Origin of the sequence: Paenibacillus hebaui, from assembly GCF_051934385.1 — a bacterium.
In the GTDB taxonomy this organism is placed as follows: Bacteria; Bacillota; Bacilli; order Paenibacillales; family Paenibacillaceae; genus Paenibacillus.
Window position 1 is genome coordinate 3,168,714 of sequence record NZ_CP196836.1, and the last position, 24,396, is coordinate 3,193,109.

Below are 24,396 nucleotides of genomic sequence, written 5' to 3' on the forward strand. Positions count from 1 at the left end.
AACCATGTTGCAAAAATTCGGTTTTACACAATATGAAAGCCAGGTATACGAGGCCATATTTGCACAGGATGAACCGCTCGATGCCACCTCGATTGTCAATCACTCCAATGTACCCAAAGCCAAGATTTATGAAGTGCTTAATCGGCTGATCGACAAGGGAACTGTGTTAACGACGATGCATGGCAAAAAAAAATTATATATGGCAGTTGACTTGCAGTCCATTATTCATAAAATTAAAGCGGATTTTGAGAAGGACATTGAAGAATTAAAGACATATAAAATCAAACGTACGTTTACGGATGAACATATCTGGACGCTTAAAGATGAGTCCTCAATTGCGTCCAATATAGAACAGCTCATCGAAGAGGCTGATTCATCGATTCTTTTTTTAGCCTGGAATGAGAAGATGGAGAAATACCGTGAACTCCTGGAGCAAAAGGAGAAACAAGGCGTGTATGTTGAAGTGCTTGCTGTGGGAGGCCTACAAACGACCTTAATCCATACGTATTCGTTATTTCCCATACTCGAAGAACTTGAGCCGTCCCAGTTGCTCATTGTGGATCATGCCTATCTGTTGTTTGCCGGCGTGGAGCATCATTCATGGAGAGCAATCAAGACCATGTCCAAACCCATTGTTAAAGCCATGACGGATTATTTCTATCATGATGTCGCTCTTACTCAAATTACCAAAAAATATGGGGACCAGCTGTTACAAGATGAAGAAATCGCACGTTTGCTCTCCAGATTAATCTACTAAAAGCTATTCTTTTGGAGAATAGTTTTTTTTATTGGAATCTATTCTCTTATTGAAATCTCTTCTTTTATAAGTTACTATCGTAGTTGTAACTTTTGAGGAGGATTTGAAATGAATAAAAAAGTATACGTTCTTGCCATTGCGGCATTTGTGGTCGGAACCGTTGAACTGATTTTAGGCGGAATTCTGGATCTGATTGCCACAGACCTTAATCTGACCTTGGCGAAAGCCGGGTATTTGATCTCTATCTTTTCGCTTGTCTACGCTATATCCGCGCCTATTCTGTTAAATATGACAGCTCGATTTGAGCGTAAAAAGGTATATATGTGTACATTATTTGTTTTCCTGATCAGCAATCTGGTCTCTGCATTTAGTACCCATTTCTACATGTTGATGGCAGGTAGAGCTTTGGGTGCTGCGACGGGATCACTTATTTTTGTGCTGTCTCTGACACTTGCTGCAAGAATCGTGGAGCCGCAGTATAAAGGACGTGCTGTGGGAATAATTACGATGGGAGGCAGTGCATCACTAATCCTGGGTGTACCTCTCGGAATCTTCGTAGGTAACTTGGCCGGATGGCGTGAAGTGTTTATTCTCATCGCGATACTGACTGCGGTTGTGATGGTTGCCATTGGCATGGCAATGGATCGTGTGAAACCGATTCCCGCCGTGTCATTGAAGAAACAACTTGTGGCTCTGTGGAATCCAAAAATGTTAGCGATCCATGCTACCACTTTGCTTGTACTGGCGGGTCACTTGACGTTATATGCGTATTTCACACCATTTCTCCAACAAACACTGGGAGCCAGTTCAACGATGGTCACCTTTATTTATATGATGTTTGGCATCGCTGCTGTGGCAGGTGGAGGAATAGGAGGCATGTTGTCCGATCGTTTGCATCCAGCAAAAGCAATCATCATTGTGTTGATTCCCTTTATGGTGAGCATGGCCATTATTCCATTCAGCGTTGAATTGCCCTTGATTGCCTTTTTGCTGTTGTTAAGCATTTGGAGTGCTCTAAGCTGGACAGTTACCCCAGTGCAGAACAGCTTAATTATTAAAACTTCTCCAGAAACAGCTGAAACGTTAATTAGCACCAATTCCGGCATTGCTCACGCGGGTATTGCTCTGGGTACCTATATTGGGGGGATGGTGATCGATCATTCATCCATTCTAAATACGGGATGGGTAGGTTCTGTTCTCATTCTTCTGGGCTTGGTATCAGCCATTTACGCGATTAGTATTAAGGAAAAAGCTGTTCAACATATTTCTGGATAGAAGATGGGGAGTGTTACGGAATGATGACTGAAAAAGAGAAATCACAATTAGGCCTGCAAGACAAGACGAAGTATAAAAGGAACTAAAGACTAACTATATTGTAATTATTCCAGATAAAATCCCCCAGCAGATACAAGGCAAGCATCGCATGACGGATGCTATTACATGTGATCTGTCTGGGGGAGATCAGGAATGCACCTGTTACATGCGATTAATCATCCTTAACGTTTCAGGCTTTTCCCGTTCGTGTCGATAACGTCTTTGTACCAGTGGAAAGACTTTTTGCGATAACGCTCTAATGTTCCTGAACCATCGTCATGACGGTCGACATAGATGTAGCCATAACGTTTTTTCAACTGAGCTGTTCCGGCGCTGACAACGTCGATACAACCCCATGAGGTAAAGCCCATAACTTCAACGCCATCCTCGATGGCTTCCCCGACTTGAATGAGATGATCATTCAGATACTGAATGCGGTAATCATCTTCAACCGTTTTTTCACCATCAGGTCCGGTAATCAGCTCGTCCACTGCTCCAAGTCCATTTTCCACAATAAATAGTGGTTTCTGGTAACGGTCATAGAACATGTTTAGAACATAACGCAATCCTTGCGGATCGATCTGCCATCCCCATTCACTTGCAGGCAGGTAAGGGTTAGGTACACCGCCTAACAGATTGCCTTCACCGGCAATTTGTTTCTCTGGATCAGCAGTTTGGCAGATGCTCATGTAATAGCTGAAAGAGATAAAGTCAACGGTATGAAGAAGGATATCCTCATCTCCGGCTTCCATGTGAATTTCAATTCCTTTTTCCCGGAAGTACCGTTTCATGTATCCAGGGTAGCGACCTCTCACATGCACATCACCGAAGAAGTAGTTGCTATGTTCAAACTCCATGACCTTAATGATATCATCCGGATTCGGCGTTAGCGGGTAGGTCGGCATGCTTAGGATCATACAGCCAATCTGAGCACCTGGAATAATCTCGTGACAACGTTTCACCGCTGTGGCGCTGGCAACCAGCTCATGGTGGATGGCTTGATAAAGATCCTGCTTGCTTAGCTGATCCTTTGGAGTGTAGATACCGCCGCTCATGAAGGGTGCTTCGAGAATCGAATTGATTTCATTAAAAGTAAGCCAGTATTTCACTTTATTTTGATAGCGTTTGAACACGGTTGTGACATAACGCTCGTAGAATCCAATCATCTTCCGATTGACCCAGCCATCATATTCCTTGGATAAATGCAAAGGTGTCTCATAGTGGGAAAGGGTGACCAGTGGTTCGATACCATATTTGTGACATTCGTCAAACAGATCATCGTAGAATTGGAGACCTTCTTCATTTGGCTCTAGCTCATCGCCTTTAGGGAAGATGCGGGACCATGCGATGGAAGTACGGAATACCTTGAATCCCATCTCGGCAAACAATTTCACATCTTCCTTGTAACGATGATAGAAATCGATACCTACGAGCTTCATGTTATCCTCAGTTGGTTCCGGTGTTACAACACCAAAACCGCCTTTGGGAGTAACGTCTTGAACGGACCATCCTTTGCCACCTTGATTATATGCGCCTTCTGCCTGGTTGGCAGCAATGGCACCACCCCACAGGAAATTCGGAGGGAAGTTAAATGATTGATGTTGAGAGTTGCTCATGTGTATCGCTCCATTCGTCATGAATTGGTTGGTAGATTAACAGCAGGACTGCCTAAAGAAAGCTTAAACGTTGTAACGGGTTACACGTCAAGTTTTACTTTTAACCTTTTTATGAGGCATACTGTTAAGCAGCATAGTTTGGCAGTAAGAAAGGAGTTACAATGTCCAAGTTTGATGAGATTATGAAACGGTCGGGTTATTCTAGAGCAACCGTATCCAGAGTGATTAATCACTCCCCGCACGTCAGTAACGAAGCAAGACAAATCATAACGAATATCATGAAACAGTTGAATTATATTCCGAACCGGAATGCGGTATCCTTATCGACAGGGCAGACCAAGCAGATTGGGATTGTGACTTCCACCACGAGTGAGATTATTCTCACGTTTATGAATCAATTTATTGATACGGCGATGGATTTTGGCTTTCAAACGATTATTTATACCTCGCGCGGTGATAAAGAAATAGAGTTGCAAGCTTTTGAAGACTTACGAAGTAAACGAGTGGATGGACTGGTCATCATTGCCTGTGTAAATGATCCCCAGAAATTGAAGCCGTATTGCGAGTATGGACCGATTGTCTCATGGCAACGGATGGGTAATGATGAGATCCCTTCGGTAGCCATGGATCAGGCAGAGGGTTACAAGTTAGCTCTTGAGCATCTGGTGACGAGAGGATACACGCGAATTGCGAATGTATTTGGCAGGACAGAAAGTCTGAATACTCAGAGCCGACGCAAAGCCTATGAGTCGTATATGGAGGCGAGGGGTCTGCCTGTGTTGCATGAAGCCTATCAATATTCGGTGTTCACTTCATCGGATGGAGAAGAAGCGATGCGGAGAATAGCAGAGGGGCCAGAACTTCCACAGGCAGTGTTATGTTCGAATGATTACGCCGCGATCGGAATTTTGTGTGAAGCACGCAAACAAAATATACAGGTTCCAGAGCAGCTCGCCATTGTTGGCTTTGATGATATTGAGTTGTCCCGAGTTCTTGGAATCACTACTATACATAATCCAATTGCAGAACAGGCTACTCAGGCTTTTCATCGATTATGGGCAGTGCTTGGTCATCAGGAACTACAGCCTCGGCAACTGGAATATCAACTGATTGAGCGTGCTACCACCTAACTGAGCCGCGACAGTCACGTTTTTTGATAGTGCAAGCTGTTTCAGCTGATTCATCCATTCAATAATTATTCAAATTTGAAGCATATTTGAACTGGAGTCATGCGGTATACTGAACAAGAGTTACAAGTTACATATTTCACAAACTAGCCACTGGAAAGGTGAGATTGGACGTTATGAAGACAGTGACAGGTCGATTCAGAATTGCAGGTATTTGGGAAGGAGTATCATTGTTGCTGTTGATTTTTATTGCCATGCCGTTAAAATATTTTGCCGATATGTCCTCCCCTGTAACCATTATGGGCATGATTCACGGGATTCTATTTCCGTTATATCTGATTGCACTTGTGCATCTTGCCGTTGTGAAGAAATGGAGAGTTACACGCTGGTTGATGGGCTTGGTAGCGGGCTTACTGCCCTTTGGAACATTTGTATTTGAATCCTACCTCCGAAAGAGAGATTGGAAATAAGTAGCGTTATAAAATAGCAGCAGTCGACCCAATCAGGATGTTACCCGACTGGGTCGACTGACGCCAATGGACGGAAAAGGATGATCCCCTATGATCATGTTACTTGAGCAGAAGGAGTACATTCGAGCGGATCGTTTCGTTCGTTTTGAACGACTGGAAGAGCAGTTGCAACAGATTCATAGCATGTATTTCTAAAAAGTGTTGCCATGAAAACGGTTTTATGCTAATTTAAAATATATAAAAACGTTTTTATAGTAAAGGACCAACAATTATGGCTAAGATTACGATTAAAGATGTTGCAAGAGAAGCAGGCGTATCCATTTCTACCGTTTCCAATGCCTTGAATGGTGTGAATGTGTTGAACCCGGAGACGAAATCGCATGTACTCAAGGTGGCAGAGCGTTTAAATTACGTGCCCAACCTGAATGGCAAGCTGTTGAAGTCCGGGCAAACCAAAATGCTGGGCTTTTTCACCACAAGTGTATCAGGTCCATATTTCTATAAGCTTGTGGAGTCGATGTCTCGCGAATGTGATCGTCTTGGTTACGGATTGAATGTATTTGTTACCAAGGATAAACAGGTCATTATGAGTAATATTCTGGGCCGGCGTGTGGATGGCGTGATCATCTACGAAGAGCTTCGAATCGATGAACAGGACATTGACGCCATGGAGCAAGACAAGATCAAGGCTGTTTTTCTGGATCGGGTCTATCAGAGCGACACGATGGGAAGTGTCATCTTTGACTCCTATGTGGCAGGTTACGAAGCAACCAAGTATTTGATTGGACTGGGGCACAAGAACATTGCCTATATTTCGGGTGTGGACACGATGTTTGACAGTGTACAGCGCAGAGATGGTTATCTGGCAGCTTTACGTGAATGTCAGCTTCCGATTGATGAAGATTACATCATACAGGGTTATTTTGAGGAAGAGGGTACCTACAGTGCGGTAAAATCGTTCCTCCATCTTCATCCTGGCAAGCTGCCCGATGCTTTTCTGGCAGGGAATGATCTAAGTGCAATTGGCTGCATTCATGCGCTGAAGTCACTTGGTTTTGAAGTTCCTCAAGATGTAAGCGTCGTGGGCTTTGACGACATTGATATCGCCCAGTATTTTTCCCCGCCGTTAAGTACGGTGAGGAACCAGATTGCACGGCAGGGCATCCTGGCGGTCAATCATCTGGTTGGCATGATCAAGAACAAGGAACAAGGCGTTGCACAGAAACTGACGGGCGAACTTATCGTTCGGGGTTCAAGTCATGTGAAGATCGACCGGAGTAATTATCGTACATAACGGATGGATGATCTCCGGTCTTTTTTTTAATCTTAAAGTGAGTCAAGGGGGTTTTTATGCTTGAAAATAAAAACGTTTTTATAAGATGATCAAGATGGAGGGGAGCAAAAGAACGTGAGCAAATTAGCCGCAGAGATGTCAGCCGGTCAGAAACCTGTTAAACCCGGAGGAAAGAAGCCAATTAAACAACGGATGAAAGAGTTCATCGTGGATTATCGAAGACAATGGGAAATTCAGTCCATGATTATTCCCGGCATCATCTTTATGATTATTTTCTGTTACATCCCGATATACGGGTTGACGATTGCCTTCAAAAATTACACGGTCATTGATACGCTGGCTACGGCCCCATGGGTAGGTTTGGACAATTTCAGAATCATTTTATCGGATAAATACTTCTGGGATGCGGTTGTAAACACGCTGGGGATCAGCTTTTTGAAATTGGGAATTGGATTCGTCATTCCTATTATCCTCGCAATCATGATATATGAATTAAACAGCGGACGCTTCAAAAAGTTTGTGCAAACGGTTTCATATCTGCCTCACTTTTTGTCTTGGATCGTACTGGGCGGCATGCTCATTACCTGGTTTTCAACAACGGGACTGTTCAACCAATTACTGCTCAGCTTGGGACTGATCTCACAGCCGCAAAATATTTTGCTGGATGCAGGCAAGTACTGGTGGATTGCAACCTTATCGGATATCTGGAAAGAGGCAGGCTGGGGCACGATTCTATATTTGGCCATCATGTCCAAGATCGATCCCACGTATTATGAAGCAGCCAAAATCGATGGAGCCAACCGTCTCCGACAAATCTGGAATATCACGATACCTAACATGAGATTCATTATTAGCCTTAATCTGATTCTTACTGTAAGCGGTTTATTGGGCTCCAATCTGGATCAGACCTTGGTCTTGATGAATTCTCAGAACCGTGACAAAGCAGAAGTTATCAATTCGTATGTCTATCGAATGGGGATGTCACAGGGTGACTTTTCTTATGCTACCGCGGTGGGTTTGGGAGTCTCGATCATATCTGTCATTCTGCTAGTCACTGCGAACAAAATAACGAGCAAATTAAACGATAATCAATCTGTGTTGTAGAAGGAGGCATCCCGTGTGAATGGAAAGGCGGCTAAAGAAGATCTCGATAGTCGGATCTTTGATACCTTAAATATGGTTTTGCTGATCATCTGTACTATAATTATTGTAGTCCCACTATGGAATGTCATCATCTCTTCTTTTAGCTCAGGCAAGGCGCTGGCAGAAGGTGGATTCATCTTCTGGTCACCAGAGTTCTCGCTGGAGAACTATAGAGCGGTGTTCAACGATCCGAACATTTGGCAGGCGTTTTTTATATCTGTTTCCAAAACAACCATCGGAGTCGCTACGCATGTGTTCTTCTGTGCTATGGTCGGTTATGGTCTGAGCAAAAAGTACATACGTGGCCGTAAATTATACGTTGCAATGGGTGTCATCACGATGTTCTTCTCGGGCGGAATGATCCCGACGTATCTGTTAATCAAATCACTGGGTCTGCTTAACAGCTTCTGGGTGTACATTATTCCGGCACTATTCAGCTTTTATGATGTTGTCATTCTCATGAATTTCTTCCGAAATGTACCGGATTCTCTGGAGGAGTCGGCCAAGATCGATGGTGCAGGGGATTGGCATATTTTCCTGAAAATCTTCATCCCGCTCTCCATGCCAGCCATGGCAACCATCGCGTTGTTCAATGGGGTAGGGCAATGGAACGACTTTATGACAACCAAGCTGTACATTACCGATCAGTCTCTATATCCACTTCAGATGATGTTATATGAGATTATTGTTCAGTCCCAGACGCAATCGATGCAAAATATCGGGGGCTCAGCTGTCATCGAAACGACAACCAAAGGCGTGCAACTAGCCACCATTGTGATTACAACACTGCCGATCATACTGATCTATCCCATCCTTCAAAGATACTTTATCTCGGGGATGATGCTTGGAGCAGTCAAAGAGTAATGGCAGATACAAGTGAAGTTCATAACCAGATCACCACAGCATTCCACATCCCATTCGAGGAGGAAACAAGATGTTAAAGATGAACAAGGCAGCAGGCAAAAAGGGAGTTAAGCTATGTGCAGCTCTGCTGACAGCCGTGCTCATGATCACAGGTTGCAGCGGAGGTTCTGGAGGCTCAAAAGAGGGGAATTGGGTTTCCATTGAAGACCGTTATACGATCGATCCGTCCAAACCAGCCTGGCAGCTAGATAAGAAGGAAGAGGCTACAGACCTGACATGGTATGTCAATGCAGACTGGTGGAACACGGATTTTGGCAAGGATATTGTCACCAAAAAGATCAAAGAGGATCTGAACATCAATATCAAATTCATTACAGGTGATGATACCAAGTTAAATACATTTTTCGCTGGTGGAGATATGCCTGACATGCTCACGGTGTTTGACTCCAACTCTCCTGTCGTGCAAAAAGCCGCAACTTGGGCGATGCCGCTGAATGATCTGGCGGAGAAATATGATCCTTACTTTAACAAAGTCGCTGCTGCCGATACCTTGAACTGGTTCCAGTTGGCGGATGGAAAAACCTATGGATACCCCAACTATTCGAATACGCAAGCTGATTATGATAGCGGTAACATTCCAGCCAAAACGGCATTTATCATCCGTAAGGATGTGTACGAAGCTTTGGGGAGTCCTATCATTGGAACGCCAGAGGAATTCCAGAGTGCCATGAAACAGATCAAAGAGAAGTTCCCGGCACTAATTCCATTCGGCTTTAATGCCGTAGGTGAAGGAACGGGCTCACTCGGAGATACGTTACAAGACTTCATTGGTGTTCCGCTGGAGAACGAGAATGGAGAATTCTATGATCGTAATCTGGATGAAGATTACCTCACCTGGCTGAAGACGCTAAACACGGTGTACAGAGACGGGAATATCAGTGATGACAGCTTTGCTGATGATGGTACTGCTTTTGAGGAGAAAGTAAAATCTGGAAAATATGCAACGATGCTGCTGGATGGCACACCTCAACAGGGAGGAAATCTGCAAATTTATTTGAGCGCCAATGAAGGCAAAGAATATGTTGCGATTGATGGGCCACAGAGTACCAAGGGCAATGCGCCAACCCTGAATCAGTCCGGTATTACAGGCTGGATGATCAACTTCATCTCCAAGGACTGCAAAGACCCGGCCAAGGCAATTCAGATTTTCACGTACTTGCTGAGTGAAGAAGGTCAGACCCTGATGAACTACGGTATTGAAGGCGAGACCTATCAAACGAAAGCAGACGGTACCATTGAGTTGCTGCCTGCCGTGAAAGACATGCAGCTGCATAATGCGGATCAATTTAAAAAAGATTACCGGATGGGCGAATTTATGTTCTTTGGCCATGACCGTCACAAGGCGCTCAGTGCAGATGCCTTCCCGGAAGCCATCAAACAAATGCAGGAGTGGGGAAAAGGCAAGCTGAAATCGCATTTCATTCTGGAGAATATTAGTCCGGATCAAGGGACACAGGAAGCCCGTGCGCTGTCTGCGATCAACACAAAATGGAATTCAACATTGGTGAGTATGTTACGTTCCAAGGATGACGCTTCCTTTGATCATGCACTTGCAGCTTATAAGTCATTTTTGGGTGAGAATCGTTGGGAAGAGATCGTGAAGGTGCGGAGTGAGAAGATGAAACTGAACAAAGAGAAATTAGGTATTCAATAATAAGGGATTCGGAGGAAAGCCATATGACTCAAGTTAAGATCTATAAATCTACCGGAAAACATGAATTATTCGTGTCTGTTTCCAAAGAACAATTGAAACCGATTGTTTCTGGCACAAAGCCGATAGTGGTCCATCTGAATGATCATCAAACGTATCAGGAGATCGATGGTTTTGGGGCTTCTTTTACCGATTCATCTGCATACCTGATCAACCAGATATTGAATGAAGAACAGCGGGATGAAGTGATGACCAAGCTGTTTCATCCGAAGGAAGGCATTGGGTTGTCGGTCATCCGCAATCCGATGGGGGCTTCGGACTATGCCAGAACGGTGTACAGTTATAACGATCTGCCTGAGGGTGAGAGTGATCCGAAACTAACCCAGTTCAGTATTGCACATGATGATGAGGACATTATTCCTTTAACGCAAAAGGCGCTGGAATTGAATCCCGAACTGAAGTTGTTTGCTTCACCTTGGAGTGCACCAGGGTGGATGAAGACGAGCGGCTCGATGATTACTGGACAATTGAAGAACGAATGGTATCCCGCTTATGCCGAGTACTTTGTGAAGTATATCCAAGCTTACGCAACCCATGGATTACCGATCCATGCAATTACACCTCAGAATGAGGCGCTCTATGAACCAGGGCATTATCCAGGCATGTTGATGCCAGCCGAAGCACAAGCTGAATTCATTAAAAATCATCTCAAACCTGCTTTTGTACGAAACGATATTCAAACCAAAATTCTCTGTTACGATCACAACTGGGATCGACCGGATTATCCGATGACCGTGCTTGAACAAGCGGGTGAGGTAGTGGATGGCGTTGCCTGGCACTGGTACGGAGGTGAAGCCTCGGCACAAACTGCGGTGTATGAAGCTTTTGCTGGTAAAGAGGTTCATTTTACCGAAGGCTCAGGCGGGGATTGGATTCCGCCATTTGAGCAAGCCTTCTCCAATGTGATGCGAACGGGGATACAGATCCTTCGTCATTACAGCAAGTCGTTTGTACTCTGGAATATGGCACTTGATGAGAACAACGGACCTACGGTTCCCGGCTTTGGACAAAGTACGTGTCGCGGCATCGTGCAGGTCAACCAGCAAACGAAGGAACTGACATATACACTTGATTATTATGCTCTGGCTCATTTCAGTGCTTTGATCCGTCCAAAGGCTGTTCGGATTGAATCGTCCTGTAGTGAGGCATCCATGTATTCCGTTGCCTTTAAGAATACCGATGGTTCTGTTGCGGTAGTGCTCTTCAATGATGGAGAAGATACGGAAAATGTGCAGATTAAGATGCGTGAGGGAGAACTGTTAAGCTTTCAACTGGAAGCTAAAAGTGTCGTATCGATCTTGATTTAAGTGGAAAATCCAAGCATCAGGGCTTACGTCTTACGTTGTTAGTACCGTCGTTTGTTTACGGTACTCCGTGGGAGTAAGTCCTGTATGCTTTTTGAACTGTCTGGAGAAATAATACAAATCACTGAATCCGAGATGCTCGGCGATGGCGGTTATCGTGTTCGGGGTGCAGGTCAGCAGTTCCTTGGCTTTATCGATTTTTTTGCCAGTAATATAGAGGATCGGAGGAACACCGATCTGCTGTTTGAAGAACCGAATGAAATAATTCGGATGCATGTAGGCGATCTGGGCCAGGTCCTGAACCGAAATATTCTCTTCGATGTTGGAATCAATATAAGCCAGAATGGCAGACAGTTTCTCCATGACAGGCACGTTAATAAAAGAGATCTGATCCAGATCCAGATTCATTAGATAGTGGGATAGTAACTCGGTCAGTTTGCTCTTGGCCATCATATCGGCATAGACTTCATCGGATTTTGCATATGTAAGGATGCTGCTGAAGATTCCTTGTATCATCTCAGGTTGATCTATCGTACAGATGTGTGGGAATTTCAGAATTTGGAACAAATTGATTCCCCCAACCTTCGCGCTAAAGTGACACCAATATTTGAGAAAAGGACGGTCGTTAATGGCAGAGTAGGACTGTTTGATCCCCTCAGGCATTAAAATTAGCTGATTAGGCGCAGGGTAATACTCCTTATCCCCAATCTTGAGCCAACCTTCACCTTCGCATATGAAATAAAACTTGCTGTAATCGGGCGTGTAATCCAGATCCCGCCAATCGGTGTCGCACCGATTGTAATTGACCATGAATAATTCGACTTGGAGATTAGACAGGTAGTTCGTAAGCAAAGTTTGGTGATTCATACTTTTCATCTCCATACAAGGTTATTATTGTCCATCTAAAAGTTAGTGTTCTGCATGTCTATCCCTCGGCCGTAGCACTACAATACAACTACAGACGATAACAGAAGGGATGAGAACATTTCATGGACAAAAACGAATATTTGCAACAGATTGAAGCAACGATTGAGAGCGGTAAATTCAAGGACAACTGGAGTTCGCTTAGCGCTTTTCAAGTTCCCGAATGGTACCCAAAAGCGAAATTTGGCATATTCATCCACTGGGGGCTATATTCTGTACCAGCCTATGATAGCGAATGGTATTCGCGAAATATGTACATACAAGGCACCAAAGCTTACGAACATCACCTTGAGGTGTATGGACCCCATAAGGAGTTTGGATATAAAGACTTCATTCCGATGTTTCGTGCAGAGAAGTTCGATGCAGACGAATGGGCAACGTTATTCAAACAGGCCGGAGCCAGGTATGTTATGCCTGTGGCTGAGCACCATGATGGTTTTCAGATGTACAAGAGCTCTATCTCTCACTATAACACATATATAATGGGCCCCAAACGGGATCTTCTTGGTGAGATGAAGGCTGCGTATGAGAAGCAGGGGCTAACCCTATGTGTATCGTCCCACCGTGCAGAGCATTGGTTCTTCATGTCTCACGGGAAGGAGTTTGATTCAGATATCAAGGAACCCCTCAAGCGTGGGGATTTCTATTGGCCTGCCATGCCGGAACCGGATCATCATGATCTGTATGGTTCACCTCCAACCGAGGAGTATCTGGAAGATTGGCTGATTCGCTGCTGTGAACTGGTGGATCAATATCAGCCGAAGGTCTTCTATTTCGATTGGTGGATTCAAACGATTGCGTTCAAACCTTATCTTAAGAAATTCGCTGCCTATTATTATAACAAAGGTGAAGAATGGGGCAAGCCTGTAGCCATCAATTATAAACATGAGGCCTATATGTTTGGCTGTGCCGTTCCAGATGTAGAGCGGGGACAGTTCGCTGATCTCAAGCCCTATTTTTGGCAAACGGACACGGCTGTCGCTAAAAATTCATGGTGCTACACGGAAAATAACAACTATAAAACCGCCGATGAGATCATCAGAGATCTCGTTGATATTGTAAGCAAAAATGGCAGTCTTCTTCTGAACATTGGACCCAGAGCAGATGGCAGCATACCGGATGAAGATCGGGACATTCTGCTGGCGATCGGCAAGTGGTTGGATGTGAACGGAGAAGCGATCTATGATACGTCATTCTGGCGTACGTTTGGCGAAGGTCCAACAGAGGTGAAGGAAGGGCAATTCACGGATGGGGAGACCAAGGTATTTACGAGTGAAGATATCCGTTTTACGGTAAAAGAAAGCTACCTTTATGTCACGGTTCTTGCTTATCCAGAGGATGGTATTGTGCATGTGAAGTCCCTGAAGGAGATGTCTCATCATTTTCATGGCATCATTAAGGACATCGAGGTCTTGGGTTTCGAAGATACACCGAAATGGGAAAGAACAGAAGAGGCCCTGACCATTACCACAACGAAAGTGCAAAGCAAATCACCTGTCGTTTTTAAAATAGAGTTGGACTAATCTTACCTGATAGAATATAGAGGCTAATGCGAATTATCGCTTTGGTCTTTTTTTATGCGAAGTGACAGAGACTTAACGCAGTCTTGTGAAATTAATAATAGTAACAAAGAATCAGTTGGAGCCAATTGATTCTTTTAATTATGCGTAAATATGAAAGAATAATTCAATATTGTAAGAGACGTCAGACACATAAAAGGATTATATAGTCTTAATTTCTAAATTTTTCAATAAAAATGCTTGTATATCTCATATGATGACATTATACTATATCATAAAAATCCAATTAAATTCCAAATTGTATATTATGTGTAATTTAAGAGTTTCTACATCACTCGAACTACTCCTAATCTTTAGATTCATTACTCCTTAGCAAGCGTTCTGCTAACGCTCGTGATCACCCTCCTATATGAATGCTTATTGACATTCACTCTTCATGACTGAACCAACATCTTTCCTCTTCTTAAACTTCTAAGATCTATACTATCTGCTACCGACTCATATTGTCCCGTAACCAGACCTGTTAAAGGAGGTGAGGCTTTATGTGAAAGCCAGGGCGTTTATTTCGTCCGCAAGAAAGGCCGTTTTACCGTTTTATTTCGCAGAGAAGGGCACTAGTACCAGACTAAATTACAAAACCGGGTAAAGGGAGTGGAAAAGTTTGATAAAAATTAATCGGTTACGCAAGCCTATCTCCATGGGCCTGTCGCTTCTCCTTGCATTTTCAATCATTCATCCGGTTTCAGCTGAAAACTCCACATCATCCAAAATGGATATGAAATCTGGACTGACCAACGTTTCGGAATCCAAAGTAAACGCCAAGTTGACCAAAGAATTTGAGGGTAGTGAATATGTTACTTATTTGGTGAAAATGAAAGAACAGGTGGATACGGCGGCCGTCTCCAAACAAGCTATGCAGAAGGCGACCATCGCCAAACAAACGGCATCTGCAACAAAGCTGTCCGTTCGTAATTCGGTCGTCAGCTCTCTGCGGGAAACGGCCTCACGTACACAATATACATTGGAAAGTTATCTCGAAAAGGAAGTTGGCCTGGGCAAGGTCAAAGAATATAAAAGCTATTTTATCGTTAATTCACTGGCAGTAACGAGTACCAAAGAAGTCATGGAACAGATTGCCCTGCTGCCTGAGGTAGAGAAGATTCTACCGAATGAAACACGATACTTACAGAAAGCGGAAGTGAGTAGAGAAGCGGCGAGTGCGGCGCCAGCCAAGGATGCTGTCCAAACGCCGGCTACAAACTCTGCAGTGGGTGTCAAAGACAAGGAGTCTGCTGCGAAGGACAAGCTTCTGACCGAGAATGTGGAATGGAATATTGATTATATTAATGCGCCAGCCGTGTGGGATCGGGGCATCGATGGAACAGGAATTGTCGTTGCCAATCTGGACAGCGGTGTGGATTATACCCATCCGGCACTTCGCAGCAAATGGCGGGGACTGGATGCTTCGGGCAATATCGTTGATCCCGAGCTGAGCTGGTATGATCCGCACAGTAATGCTTCCCTTCCTGCGGACGGAGACGGGCATGGTACCCACACGATGGGTACGATGGTAGGCTCCGAAGCGGACGGCACCAACCAGATCGGGGTTGCTCCCGGTGCGAAATGGATTGGTGTCCGGATATTCAATCCGCAAACAACAGATGCCATTATTTTGGATGGCGGACAGTGGCTAATCGCTCCGGTGGATGCCGAAGGTAACCTGCACCCTGAGCTTGCCCCGGATGTTGTCAACAATTCCTGGGGTGGCGGTGCAGGATTGGACGAGTGGTTCCGTCCGATGGTTCAGGCATGGCGCGATGCACAGATCTTTCCCGAGTTCTCAGCGGGGAATGTGACACTGACTAATCCGGGCGGAGCCGGTTCTGTAGCCAATCCGGCCAACTACCCGGAAAGCTTCGCTACTGGAGCTACGGACATTAACGGTAACCTTGGTTCATTCTCCCTTCTTGGACCTTCTCCTTATGATGAAATTAAGCCAGAAGTATCGGCCCCAGGTGTCAACATCCGTTCATCCGTTCCAGGCGGAGCGTATGAGGGTGGCTGGAACGGCACGTCAATGGCAGGACCCCATACAACAGCACTTGCCGCACTGCTGCTTCAAGCCAATCATTCCCTTAACGTAGATCAATTGGAACAGATTATTATGGAAACAGCTACTCCGAGAACGGACAATCAGTATCCAACCACGCCAAACAACGGTTACGGTCACGGTATCATTAATGCATTGGATGCTGTAGGTTCCGTACTCGAAGGAATTGGTACAGTATCCGGAAGGGTTGTCACCGCAGGTGATGATTTGGAAGAACCTGTACTGGAACATACGCCCGTCAATTCTGCCTTCACAGGCATTGATATTCCTATAACTGCTCATGTTACCGATAATGTAGGTGTAATCTCCGTTGAAGCTTTTGCCAAAACAACAGGTACAAGCCAGTACGTCTATCTGCCAATGAATCGTATAACAGGGGATAGCAAAGATGGGACATATGCAGCAACGATTCCAGCATTTCTAATCGAGCCTCAAGGCTTGGAGTACTACATCCGAGTTAATGATTATGGTAATAACGGATTTGAGAGCCAAGTGTACAAACTGGCTGTATCCAATGGTGTCCAACCCGGATATATTCAAGATTTTGAGGACGACAATCTGGGCTTTACCTCGGGTGGAGAAGCGAATACCTGGGCATGGGGGACACCAACCAGTGGTCCTGGAAGTGCATACTCTGGTGACAAGGTGATCGCAACAAATCTGCAAGGTACGTATGCAGCAAATAGTAACGCCTATCTGCTCGCACCACCCATTGATCTTACTGAAAGTACTGAAGGGGCATTGTTATCCTTCAAGCATTGGTTCGATCTGGAGAACAATATTGATTTTGGTAAAGTGTATATCGCTAGTGAAGAAAGTGAATTTGTGTTTGAAGAGCTCTTGAGTTTTACGGGTACCGGGGGAGATTGGAAGACACAATATGTGGATTTGAGAGATTATGCAGGACAACAGGTATTCATAAAATTTAATCTGACCAGCGATAATTCGGTGCAAAAAGCTGGCTGGTACATGGATGATTTCTCTGTACAAGAATTGGATGATCTTGCTCCGGGGGCTCCCGCGGGATTGACTGCGAGTGCTGATATTCTGGGCAATGTAGCCTTGAGCTGGACTGGACCGGACGATGAGGATCTCGAATCCTATATCGTATATCGTTCCACAACTTCGGGTACAGGTTATGAATCCATTGGAAGTACAACAGGAACGACGTTTACGGATACGGCTACCGTGACGGACTCCACCTATTACTATACTGTTGCCGCACTCGATTATAGTGGCAATGAAAGCGACAAGTCGAATGAGGTCTCCATTACAGTGGAGGTGCCTGAGGATATCTACATCGATCATTTCGATGGCAGTGATGATCAAGGCTGGACTCATTCGGGAACCAAAGATGAATGGGAACGTGGTATTCCGGTCAATGGACCTGCGAGCGCAGTTTCTCCGCCGAATGTCTGGGCGACCGATCTCGACAATACGTACGAGAGCGGCTCGAACTATTCGCTCGTATCTCCGGTAGTTGATTTGAATGACGTGTCCGAAGGAACACTCACGTTTAATCATTGGTACGAGATTGAGAGCGGATACGATTACGGATATGTGGAAGTCACCAAGGATGGTGGAACCACATGGTCAGAACTGGGCAAGTTCTCGCACAGTACAAACGGAAAACAATGGACACCGGTATTTTATGACCTGGAGGCACTTACCGGTAATGAAGTTCAATTCCGGTTCCGTCTGACCTCGGACAACAGTGTGGTGAAGACAGGCTGGTTCATTGATGATTTCCGTGTACTGGGTATTGCTACGGAGACGGTAACGACGGATAGTGCTGTTGTACTTAACAGTGACAAGCCGAAACCGTCCTATGAGAATCCTTGGTACAAAATTACACGAACAGACAAAGCGGAATTCAACAAATCAAAACAACAACAACCCGATGCTGAAAAACCAGGAACAGGTTCGGTTAATCCGCAAAGCCTGCCTGCCAGTGCAACGGTTACCGTGCTGGAAACCGGACGTTCGGTGAAGACAGATCCAACCACAGGACAATACAGCTTCACTCATGTGGCAGGTGAATACACGTTAAAAGCTGAGGCATATGGATATTATCCTCGAACACAGCAGGTAACAATCACAGATGGCAGTGGGGCTAAAGCCAACTTCAATCTGGAGGCGATCCCGCATGGACAGATTGAAGGTGTAGTCACGGATGAGCGGACGGGCCAACCGTTGGCGGATGCTTCCGTTCTCGTGATGGAAGATGCCAAGGTAGGTGAAGTTCGCACAGGTTCAGATGGCAGCTTCGTTATTCAGGTGCTGGAAGGAAGCTACACCCTGTCCATCCGGGCTGCTGATTATTACAGTAAAACTGTGGATGTGACAGTACCTGGAGATGGCACAGCCGAAGTAAATATTGCGTTGAAGCCATTTATTGGCTTCCCTGGAGAAATTGCATACGATGATGGAACAGCTGAAAATGCCAGAGCCTTTGTAGCAGCCGATAATGCTTGGGCTGTTCGTATGACGCCAGAAATGGAGACAGCACAGCTTACAGGTGCATCGTTCCGATTCTGGAATACAGAGTGGCCTGCACCGGGAGGAACGGCATTCCAATATGCCGTTTATGATGCATCGGGTGCTGGCGGAGCTCCTGGACGACAGCTGGCTGGACCATTTGATGGCACGGCATTGCGCAACGATCAGTGGACAACCGTAGAATTTCCGGAACCAGTTATTGTAAATGGTGACTTCTATATCGTGTATGTGCAGACTGCGGTCGGAACGAGCGCACCGGGTCTGGCAACCGATGAAACGGGCACAAACGCAGGGCGAAGCTGGCAGCGTGTAAGTGGTGCCTGGACAACTGCACCGGCAGAAGAAGGCAACTATATGATTCGTGCAGTGGTGAGATATCCGGTGAATGCACCCGTTATCACGCCACCCGCTAAGACACATACGAATCAACCAAACTTCACCGTGTCGGGAACATCTCCGGCGAATGGAGCCCAAATCAAGATCTACAATGGTAAGGATTTGGCGGGAACAACTACAGTGGCGAATGGAAAGTTCACACTCGGTGTGAAACTTCGTCCAGGGATTAATGCATTTACTGCTGAGGCAGTAGTGAACGGAAAAACAACGGACCGTTCGCTCCCTGTCGTGATTATTCTGGATCAGACATCACCGCAGTTAACGATTCTCACACCAGCTCAAGAGAGTCGTATCAATGCAGAGGTCGTTCATGTAACGGGGAATGTGGTGGATCAATTCCTAGAAAAGGTCATCATTAACGGACAAACTATAAAATTGGAAAAAGACAGAAGCTTCAATCACCGAGTATTGGTGAACGAAGGCAAGAACACGATTACAGTAACAGCGATCGATATCGCTGGCAACAAAACAACCGTAACCCGCACCGTTTATGTGGAAACGGCATTGCCTGAACTTACGAATATATCTCCGGCTGAAAATGTTCGGGTTACAGCAGGAGAGAGTGTAACGGTTTCATTTGACAGTAAACCTGGTCTGCAAGCATCTTTCCGAATTCAGTTACCATTGAATCTGAATGCCGAAGGCGCGGCTGAGATTCCATTGGTGGAAACGGAACCTGGTCATTATACAGGCACGTACACCACACCTTCCTCATTGGTACTTGAGGGTGGGGTCATTGTGATTCGCGCTCAGGATACAGCAGGCAACAAAGTGGAAGCGGAAGCACCAGGGCGGTTGTTCGTATCGACAGGACAAGAACAACAACCAGATCCGGAATCAGATCAAGATTCCACTGTAGATCCAGAACTAAGCCCGGCGTCTACCGAGGGCGAGGGTCAGCTACCTTAAACGAGTGCAGAAATGAACGGGTTCAGGAGATGAACGAGCCAAAAATGAAATATTGACAAACAACCGTCCCGGTTTGCTAACCAGGACGGTTGTTTGTATAGCGAAATTAGACAAGCCATCTGCTTCTCCTTTCTTCACATTAATGATATAACATGATATATTAGGATGTAGAACATGAGAAGTATGGGTATTTATGGAGGTGCTTGTATTGGGGAAAGACTCGGCATCCAAGCCGATGTATGAACAGATCTTTGAAGCCTTGCGAGAACGTATACAGCTTCATCAATATCAAGTTGGTGAGCGTGTTCCATCGGAAAAGGAATTATGTGATGAATTCGGAGTTAGCAGGATTACGACCAAAAAAGCGCTTGAGATGTTGGCGAATGAACAATTAATTGTTCGTCAGCCGGGTCGGGGTTCTTTTGTAGCCGATACGGTACAGGAGAGATCAAACAGACCTGCTCAGCGAGCGGCGGTTAAAGATCCGGAGAGAAAGCTGCTCATTGGTCTGGTCATTACCAACTTCAGTGACATGTATGGTACTGAACTGTTATATGGCATGGAAGAAGCTTCGCGAGAGCATGATTGCTTCCTCGTTTTAAGGCGATCCTTTGGGGTTCCCGAGCAGGAGGAACAGAGTATTCAAGAGCTGCTGGAACTGGGCGTGGACGGATTGGTTATCTTCCCTGCACAGGGTGAATACTTCAGCGATGAGATTCTTAAACTGGTGGTTAACAAGTTTCCGTTTGTCCTGATTGATCGGTACCTGAAAGGAATTCCGGCCTCATCTGTCAGCACGGATAACACAGGCGCGGCTAAAGAAGCGGCGAATTATTTGTTCGACCTGGGCCACCGACACATCGCTTTTCTAACACAGCCTCCGGCGAACACCACACCGATCGAAGAACGAATTGAAGGTATTATAGAGGCTCATCATGATCAAGAGGTGCTGGTGAACAGGGAACTGTGGTTAGAATCGTTTCTTTCGACACTGCCAAGTGTGTTCGATCCTCAAGTCGAGGTCCGAGATGTGGAGACGCTTGTGGAACATTTACAAAAGTACCCGCAGATTACAGCACTTTTTGCTGCGGAGTACCATATTGCTTTACTTGCAGAACAGGCTGCCGATCGTCTCGGTCTTAACATTCCGGAAGATTTGTCTATCATTTGCTTCGATAGTCCAGATGCTGTCGAAGGATGCCGTATAACACATATGAGACAAAGCCAGTTTGATATGGGAAAACAAGCATTTGAGATGGTGCTGCAAAGTATGCATAACAACGAAATCGCAGTGAACAGGGTCGTAATGCCTGCCCGCTTGGTGAAGGGGAAATCGACGAGTCCTGTGAAACAATAGCCTAATTTCTAGCGGTTCATATTCATTTTTTTCAATCAGGGACTTCGTGTAAACGAGGTCCCTTTTTTGTGTTGTTCGAATGTAGAGAGGTTCGAAATACGACATACCATTTGTTAGCTGGCGATTCAAATAACATGCTAATATATAAATAAATATATTGACATAACATTACATTCGTTTTAGGATGATGAAAGCGGTTAATAAACTGGATTACATAAGGAGGACTACATGCTGACACCCAGAGCTGATCAAGAAATCTCGCCCTCGATCTACGGCATGATTGAGCAGGTTAACGAACGTATGCCGGATCATCCGGAACTCAACCAAATGTTCAAAAATTGTTTTACCAATACGATGCTGACTACGATTCAACGCAAGCAAGATGGAACTACTTTTGTGATTACGGGGGATATCCCGGCCATGTGGTTGCGTGATTCTGCTGCTCAGGTCAGACCTTATCTGGTTCTCGCTTCAAAGGATGAAGGTATCGCCGACATGATCGCTGGACTGGTCGAACGTCAACTGAATTATATTCTCCTTGACCCTTATGCAAACGCTTTTAATGAGACGGAAAGTGGGAAAGGGCACCAAGCAGATCTGACGCAGATGAATGATTGGATCTGGGAACGGAAGTATGAGATCGATTCTCTGGCTTATCCGATTCAGCTTAGTTATCTCTTGTGGAAGAACACGGGCAGAACAAGTCAATTCAACGATACATTTCGCAAAGCAGCCAAGCTCATCATGCAATTATGGCAAGTGGAGCAGCATCATGAGACGAAATCACCCTATACGTTCCAGCGTCTGGATGCTCCCGAAACAGATACGCTCAGCCGGGAGGGACGAGGCACCGAAACGACTTATACAGGCATGACCTGGTCGGGATTCCGCCCCAGCGATGATCGGTGCGAATACGGTTATCTGATTCCAGCCAATATGTTCGCCGTTGTGGCGCTTCGTTATTTACAGGAAATTGCGGAAACCGTTTATCAGGATACAACCATGGCGGCAACAGCTCAGCAGTTGGCTGAACAGATCAACAAAGGGATTCAGGATTACGGTACCGTAGAACATCCGCAATACGGAACCATATATGCGTACGAAACGGATGGTATGGGCAATTACAATCTGATGGATGATGCCAATGTGCCGAGTCTGCTGTCTTTACCTTATCTCGGATATGTGGATGAGAACGACGAGGTGTATCAGAATACACGCCGCTTTATTCTATCCTCGGACAACCCGTATTTTTATGAGGGAACAGCAGCCTCCGGTATAGGCAGTCCACATACGCCTGAAGGGTACATCTGGCATATCTCCTTATCAATGCAGGGGCTGACTACGGCGGATCGCAACGAAAAACTGCGATTGCTCCAACTCATCCATAAGACGGATGCTGATACCGGACTGACTCATGAAGGCTTCTCGGCTAATGATCCACATGAATATACACGTCCCTGGTTTTCATGGTCCAACATGCTCTTTAGTGAACTGATGATGGATTATTGCGGATTTCGCGTAGAGAAATAGGATTGCGTACAGAAATAGGATAGGCGAGCAAGAGGAAACCTGCGAGTACATTATAACCATCGGAATTCAGACCATTCCGACAGAGGAGACTGAACCATGAATAAGTTTTCATTCAAAATGCCAATCGTTGTTGTTATGACGTCCTTGCTCCTGCTCACCACCGCTTGTTCAAGCAGCGGTTCATCCAGCACAGGCACAACCAGTGACGGGAAGAAGGAAGTTACCGTATCGTTCCGTTCTTCCGGATCGGAAGACACCCTGACGAAATTTTTTAACTCGGGTCTGGTGGATGAATTTGAGAAGCAGAACCCGGATATCCAAATTAACATTGCACCTGTACTGGCGAGTGAGGGCGATTATACGTCCAAAATGGTGTTGCAGATGAAATCGCCGGATACGGCGCCTGATGTCATTGCCGAAGACACGTCCATCATCAAATCCGATGCTGCTGCGGGATATCTGGAGCCGCTGGATACACAGGTCAAGGGATGGTCCGATTGGGAAGAGCACATCATCGACAACCTGAAGGCAGGGGTTACCGGAGAAGACGGCAAGGTGTATGGCGTTCCGGCTACCTCGGATACACGTGGGATCTGGTATAACAAGGAACTGTTTCAACAAGCAGGACTTGAAGTTCCTTTTAAACCTGCAAGCTGGGCAGAAGTACTCGAAGCAGCACGTACCATCAAACAAAAGCTGCCGGGTGTGACGCCGCTTAATCTGATCGTGGGCAAAGCAAACGGTGAAGGTGTAACGATGCAAACACTGGAAATGCTGCTTTATGGCACGGCGGATACACTGTATGACGACACCAGCAAGAAATGGGTGGTTAACAGCCCGGGACTGCTGGATTCCTTCAAATTCATAGACCAGGTGTTTAACACGGACAAAACAGGTCCTACCATGCAGGTCGCCCTGAATGGTCAGGCTGGCAGTATCGCGTTCCAGCAACAGTTTCCACAAGGCAAATTGGCGATGGCCGTAGATGGTAGCTGGGCAGGTTCAACGTGGGCCGAGAACGGCGCTGCTCCAATCGCCAATGTGGAAGAGAAAATGGGCTTTGCGCCATTCCCGACACAAAATGGGGAAGAGCCTGGAGCAACTACGATGTCTGGAGGATGGGCCTGGTCTGTTCCTGCACAAGCCAAAAACAAGGAAGCGGCCTGGAAATTTATCGAGTTTCTAATGAATAAGGAAAATGCGACTGCGCGCGTAGTAGCGGAAGGCAGCCTCAGCCCACGTAATGATTCCACCGAAGTGGAAGGTTATACGGATCGTCCATTTACGAAAGAAGCACAGGAACTATTGAATGTGGCCCACTTCCGTCCGGCGAACGATCAATATGCAACGGTATCCGCCCAATTGCAAAGCATTGTTGAAAGTATCGCCTCTGGCAAGCTGACACCGGAAGAGGGAATTACGCAATTGAAGGACAATGTATCCCGTTCCCTTGGCGCGGACAGCATCGAAGAGAAATAAGGATATCGATAT

Annotated in this window: 16 protein-coding genes; 14 read left to right on the forward strand and 2 right to left on the reverse strand. The window is 45.6% G+C overall.

The window, feature by feature from the left end; genetic code table 11:
- Positions 1-4: 4 nt before the first annotated feature.
- Together ACR32F_RS14015 and ACR32F_RS14020 are read left to right on the forward strand one after the other, a co-directional pair.
- Positions 5-757, forward strand: a complete 753-nt coding sequence (locus ACR32F_RS14015) for a TrmB family transcriptional regulator (protein WP_440119275.1) — start codon at positions 5-7, stop codon at positions 755-757.
- Positions 758-865: 108 nt separating this feature from the next.
- On the forward strand, positions 866-2,032 hold the full coding sequence (locus tag ACR32F_RS14020; RefSeq protein ID WP_440119276.1) for an MFS transporter: 1,167 nt from the start codon (positions 866-868) through the stop codon (positions 2,030-2,032).
- Between the two features lie 221 nt (positions 2,033-2,253).
- On the opposite strand, the gene ACR32F_RS14025 is transcribed toward ACR32F_RS14020, so the two are convergent.
- Positions 2,254-3,687, reverse strand: coding sequence for a glycoside hydrolase family 1 protein (locus tag ACR32F_RS14025; protein ID WP_440119277.1), 1,434 nt, complete (start codon positions 3,685-3,687; stop codon positions 2,254-2,256).
- Positions 3,688-3,848: 161 nt separating this feature from the next.
- Between ACR32F_RS14025 and ACR32F_RS14030 the strand changes: the two genes are divergently transcribed.
- The 7 genes from ACR32F_RS14030 to ACR32F_RS14060 all read left to right on the forward strand — a co-directional run bounded on the left by ACR32F_RS14030 (position 3,849) and on the right by ACR32F_RS14060 (position 11,663).
- Positions 3,849-4,817, forward strand: a complete 969-nt coding sequence (locus tag ACR32F_RS14030) for a LacI family DNA-binding transcriptional regulator (protein ID WP_440119278.1) — start codon at positions 3,849-3,851, stop codon at positions 4,815-4,817.
- A 173-nt stretch (positions 4,818-4,990) separates the two neighbouring features.
- Positions 4,991-5,284 (forward strand): DUF3817 domain-containing protein, encoded by a 294-nt coding sequence (locus ACR32F_RS14035; protein WP_440119279.1) that lies wholly within the window; start codon positions 4,991-4,993, stop codon positions 5,282-5,284.
- 271 nt (positions 5,285-5,555) lie between these two features.
- Positions 5,556-6,578, forward strand: coding sequence for a LacI family DNA-binding transcriptional regulator (locus ACR32F_RS14040; protein WP_440119280.1), 1,023 nt, complete (start codon positions 5,556-5,558; stop codon positions 6,576-6,578).
- A gap of 114 nt (positions 6,579-6,692) precedes the next feature.
- The gene (locus ACR32F_RS14045) at positions 6,693-7,682 is read left to right on the forward strand and encodes an ABC transporter permease (RefSeq protein ID WP_440119282.1); all 990 of its coding nucleotides are present in this window, start codon (positions 6,693-6,695) and stop codon (positions 7,680-7,682) included.
- Between the two features lie 15 nt (positions 7,683-7,697).
- Positions 7,698-8,585, forward strand: a complete 888-nt coding sequence (locus tag ACR32F_RS14050) for a carbohydrate ABC transporter permease (protein ID WP_440119283.1) — start codon at positions 7,698-7,700, stop codon at positions 8,583-8,585.
- A 70-nt stretch (positions 8,586-8,655) separates the two neighbouring features.
- Complete coding sequence (locus ACR32F_RS14055) at positions 8,656-10,299, forward strand: sugar ABC transporter substrate-binding protein (RefSeq protein ID WP_440119284.1); 1,644 nt, start codon at positions 8,656-8,658, stop codon at positions 10,297-10,299.
- A 23-nt stretch (positions 10,300-10,322) separates the two neighbouring features.
- Positions 10,323-11,663: a glycoside hydrolase family 30 protein gene (locus ACR32F_RS14060; protein WP_440119285.1), complete on the forward strand. Its 1,341-nt coding sequence runs from the start codon at positions 10,323-10,325 to the stop codon at positions 11,661-11,663.
- A gap of 30 nt (positions 11,664-11,693) precedes the next feature.
- Here ACR32F_RS14060 and ACR32F_RS14065 read toward each other — a convergent pair whose 3' ends face one another.
- Complete coding sequence (locus tag ACR32F_RS14065; protein WP_440119286.1) at positions 11,694-12,527, reverse strand: AraC family transcriptional regulator; 834 nt, start codon at positions 12,525-12,527, stop codon at positions 11,694-11,696.
- A 122-nt stretch (positions 12,528-12,649) separates the two neighbouring features.
- Between ACR32F_RS14065 and ACR32F_RS14070 the strand changes: the two genes are divergently transcribed.
- The 5 genes from ACR32F_RS14070 to ACR32F_RS14090 all read left to right on the forward strand — a co-directional run bounded on the left by ACR32F_RS14070 (position 12,650) and on the right by ACR32F_RS14090 (position 24,384).
- A complete protein-coding gene (locus ACR32F_RS14070; RefSeq protein WP_440119287.1) occupies positions 12,650-14,107 on the forward strand; it encodes an alpha-L-fucosidase in 1,458 nt (485 codons plus the stop codon).
- A 658-nt stretch (positions 14,108-14,765) separates the two neighbouring features.
- Positions 14,766-20,018 carry a S8 family serine peptidase gene (locus ACR32F_RS14075; RefSeq protein ID WP_440119288.1) on the forward strand — a complete coding sequence of 1,751 codons (5,253 nt, stop codon included), beginning with the start codon at positions 14,766-14,768 and terminating at the stop codon, positions 20,016-20,018.
- A 199-nt stretch (positions 20,019-20,217) separates the two neighbouring features.
- Positions 20,218-21,375, forward strand: a complete 1,158-nt coding sequence (locus ACR32F_RS14080) for a GntR family transcriptional regulator (RefSeq protein ID WP_440119848.1) — start codon at positions 20,218-20,220, stop codon at positions 21,373-21,375.
- Between the two features lie 228 nt (positions 21,376-21,603).
- Positions 21,604-22,905 carry a glycoside hydrolase family 125 protein gene (locus ACR32F_RS14085; protein WP_440119289.1) on the forward strand — a complete coding sequence of 434 codons (1,302 nt, stop codon included), beginning with the start codon at positions 21,604-21,606 and terminating at the stop codon, positions 22,903-22,905.
- 96 nt (positions 22,906-23,001) lie between these two features.
- The gene (locus ACR32F_RS14090) at positions 23,002-24,384 is read left to right on the forward strand and encodes an extracellular solute-binding protein (RefSeq protein WP_440119290.1); all 1,383 of its coding nucleotides are present in this window, start codon (positions 23,002-23,004) and stop codon (positions 24,382-24,384) included.
- The last annotated feature ends 12 nt before the right edge of the window (positions 24,385-24,396 follow it).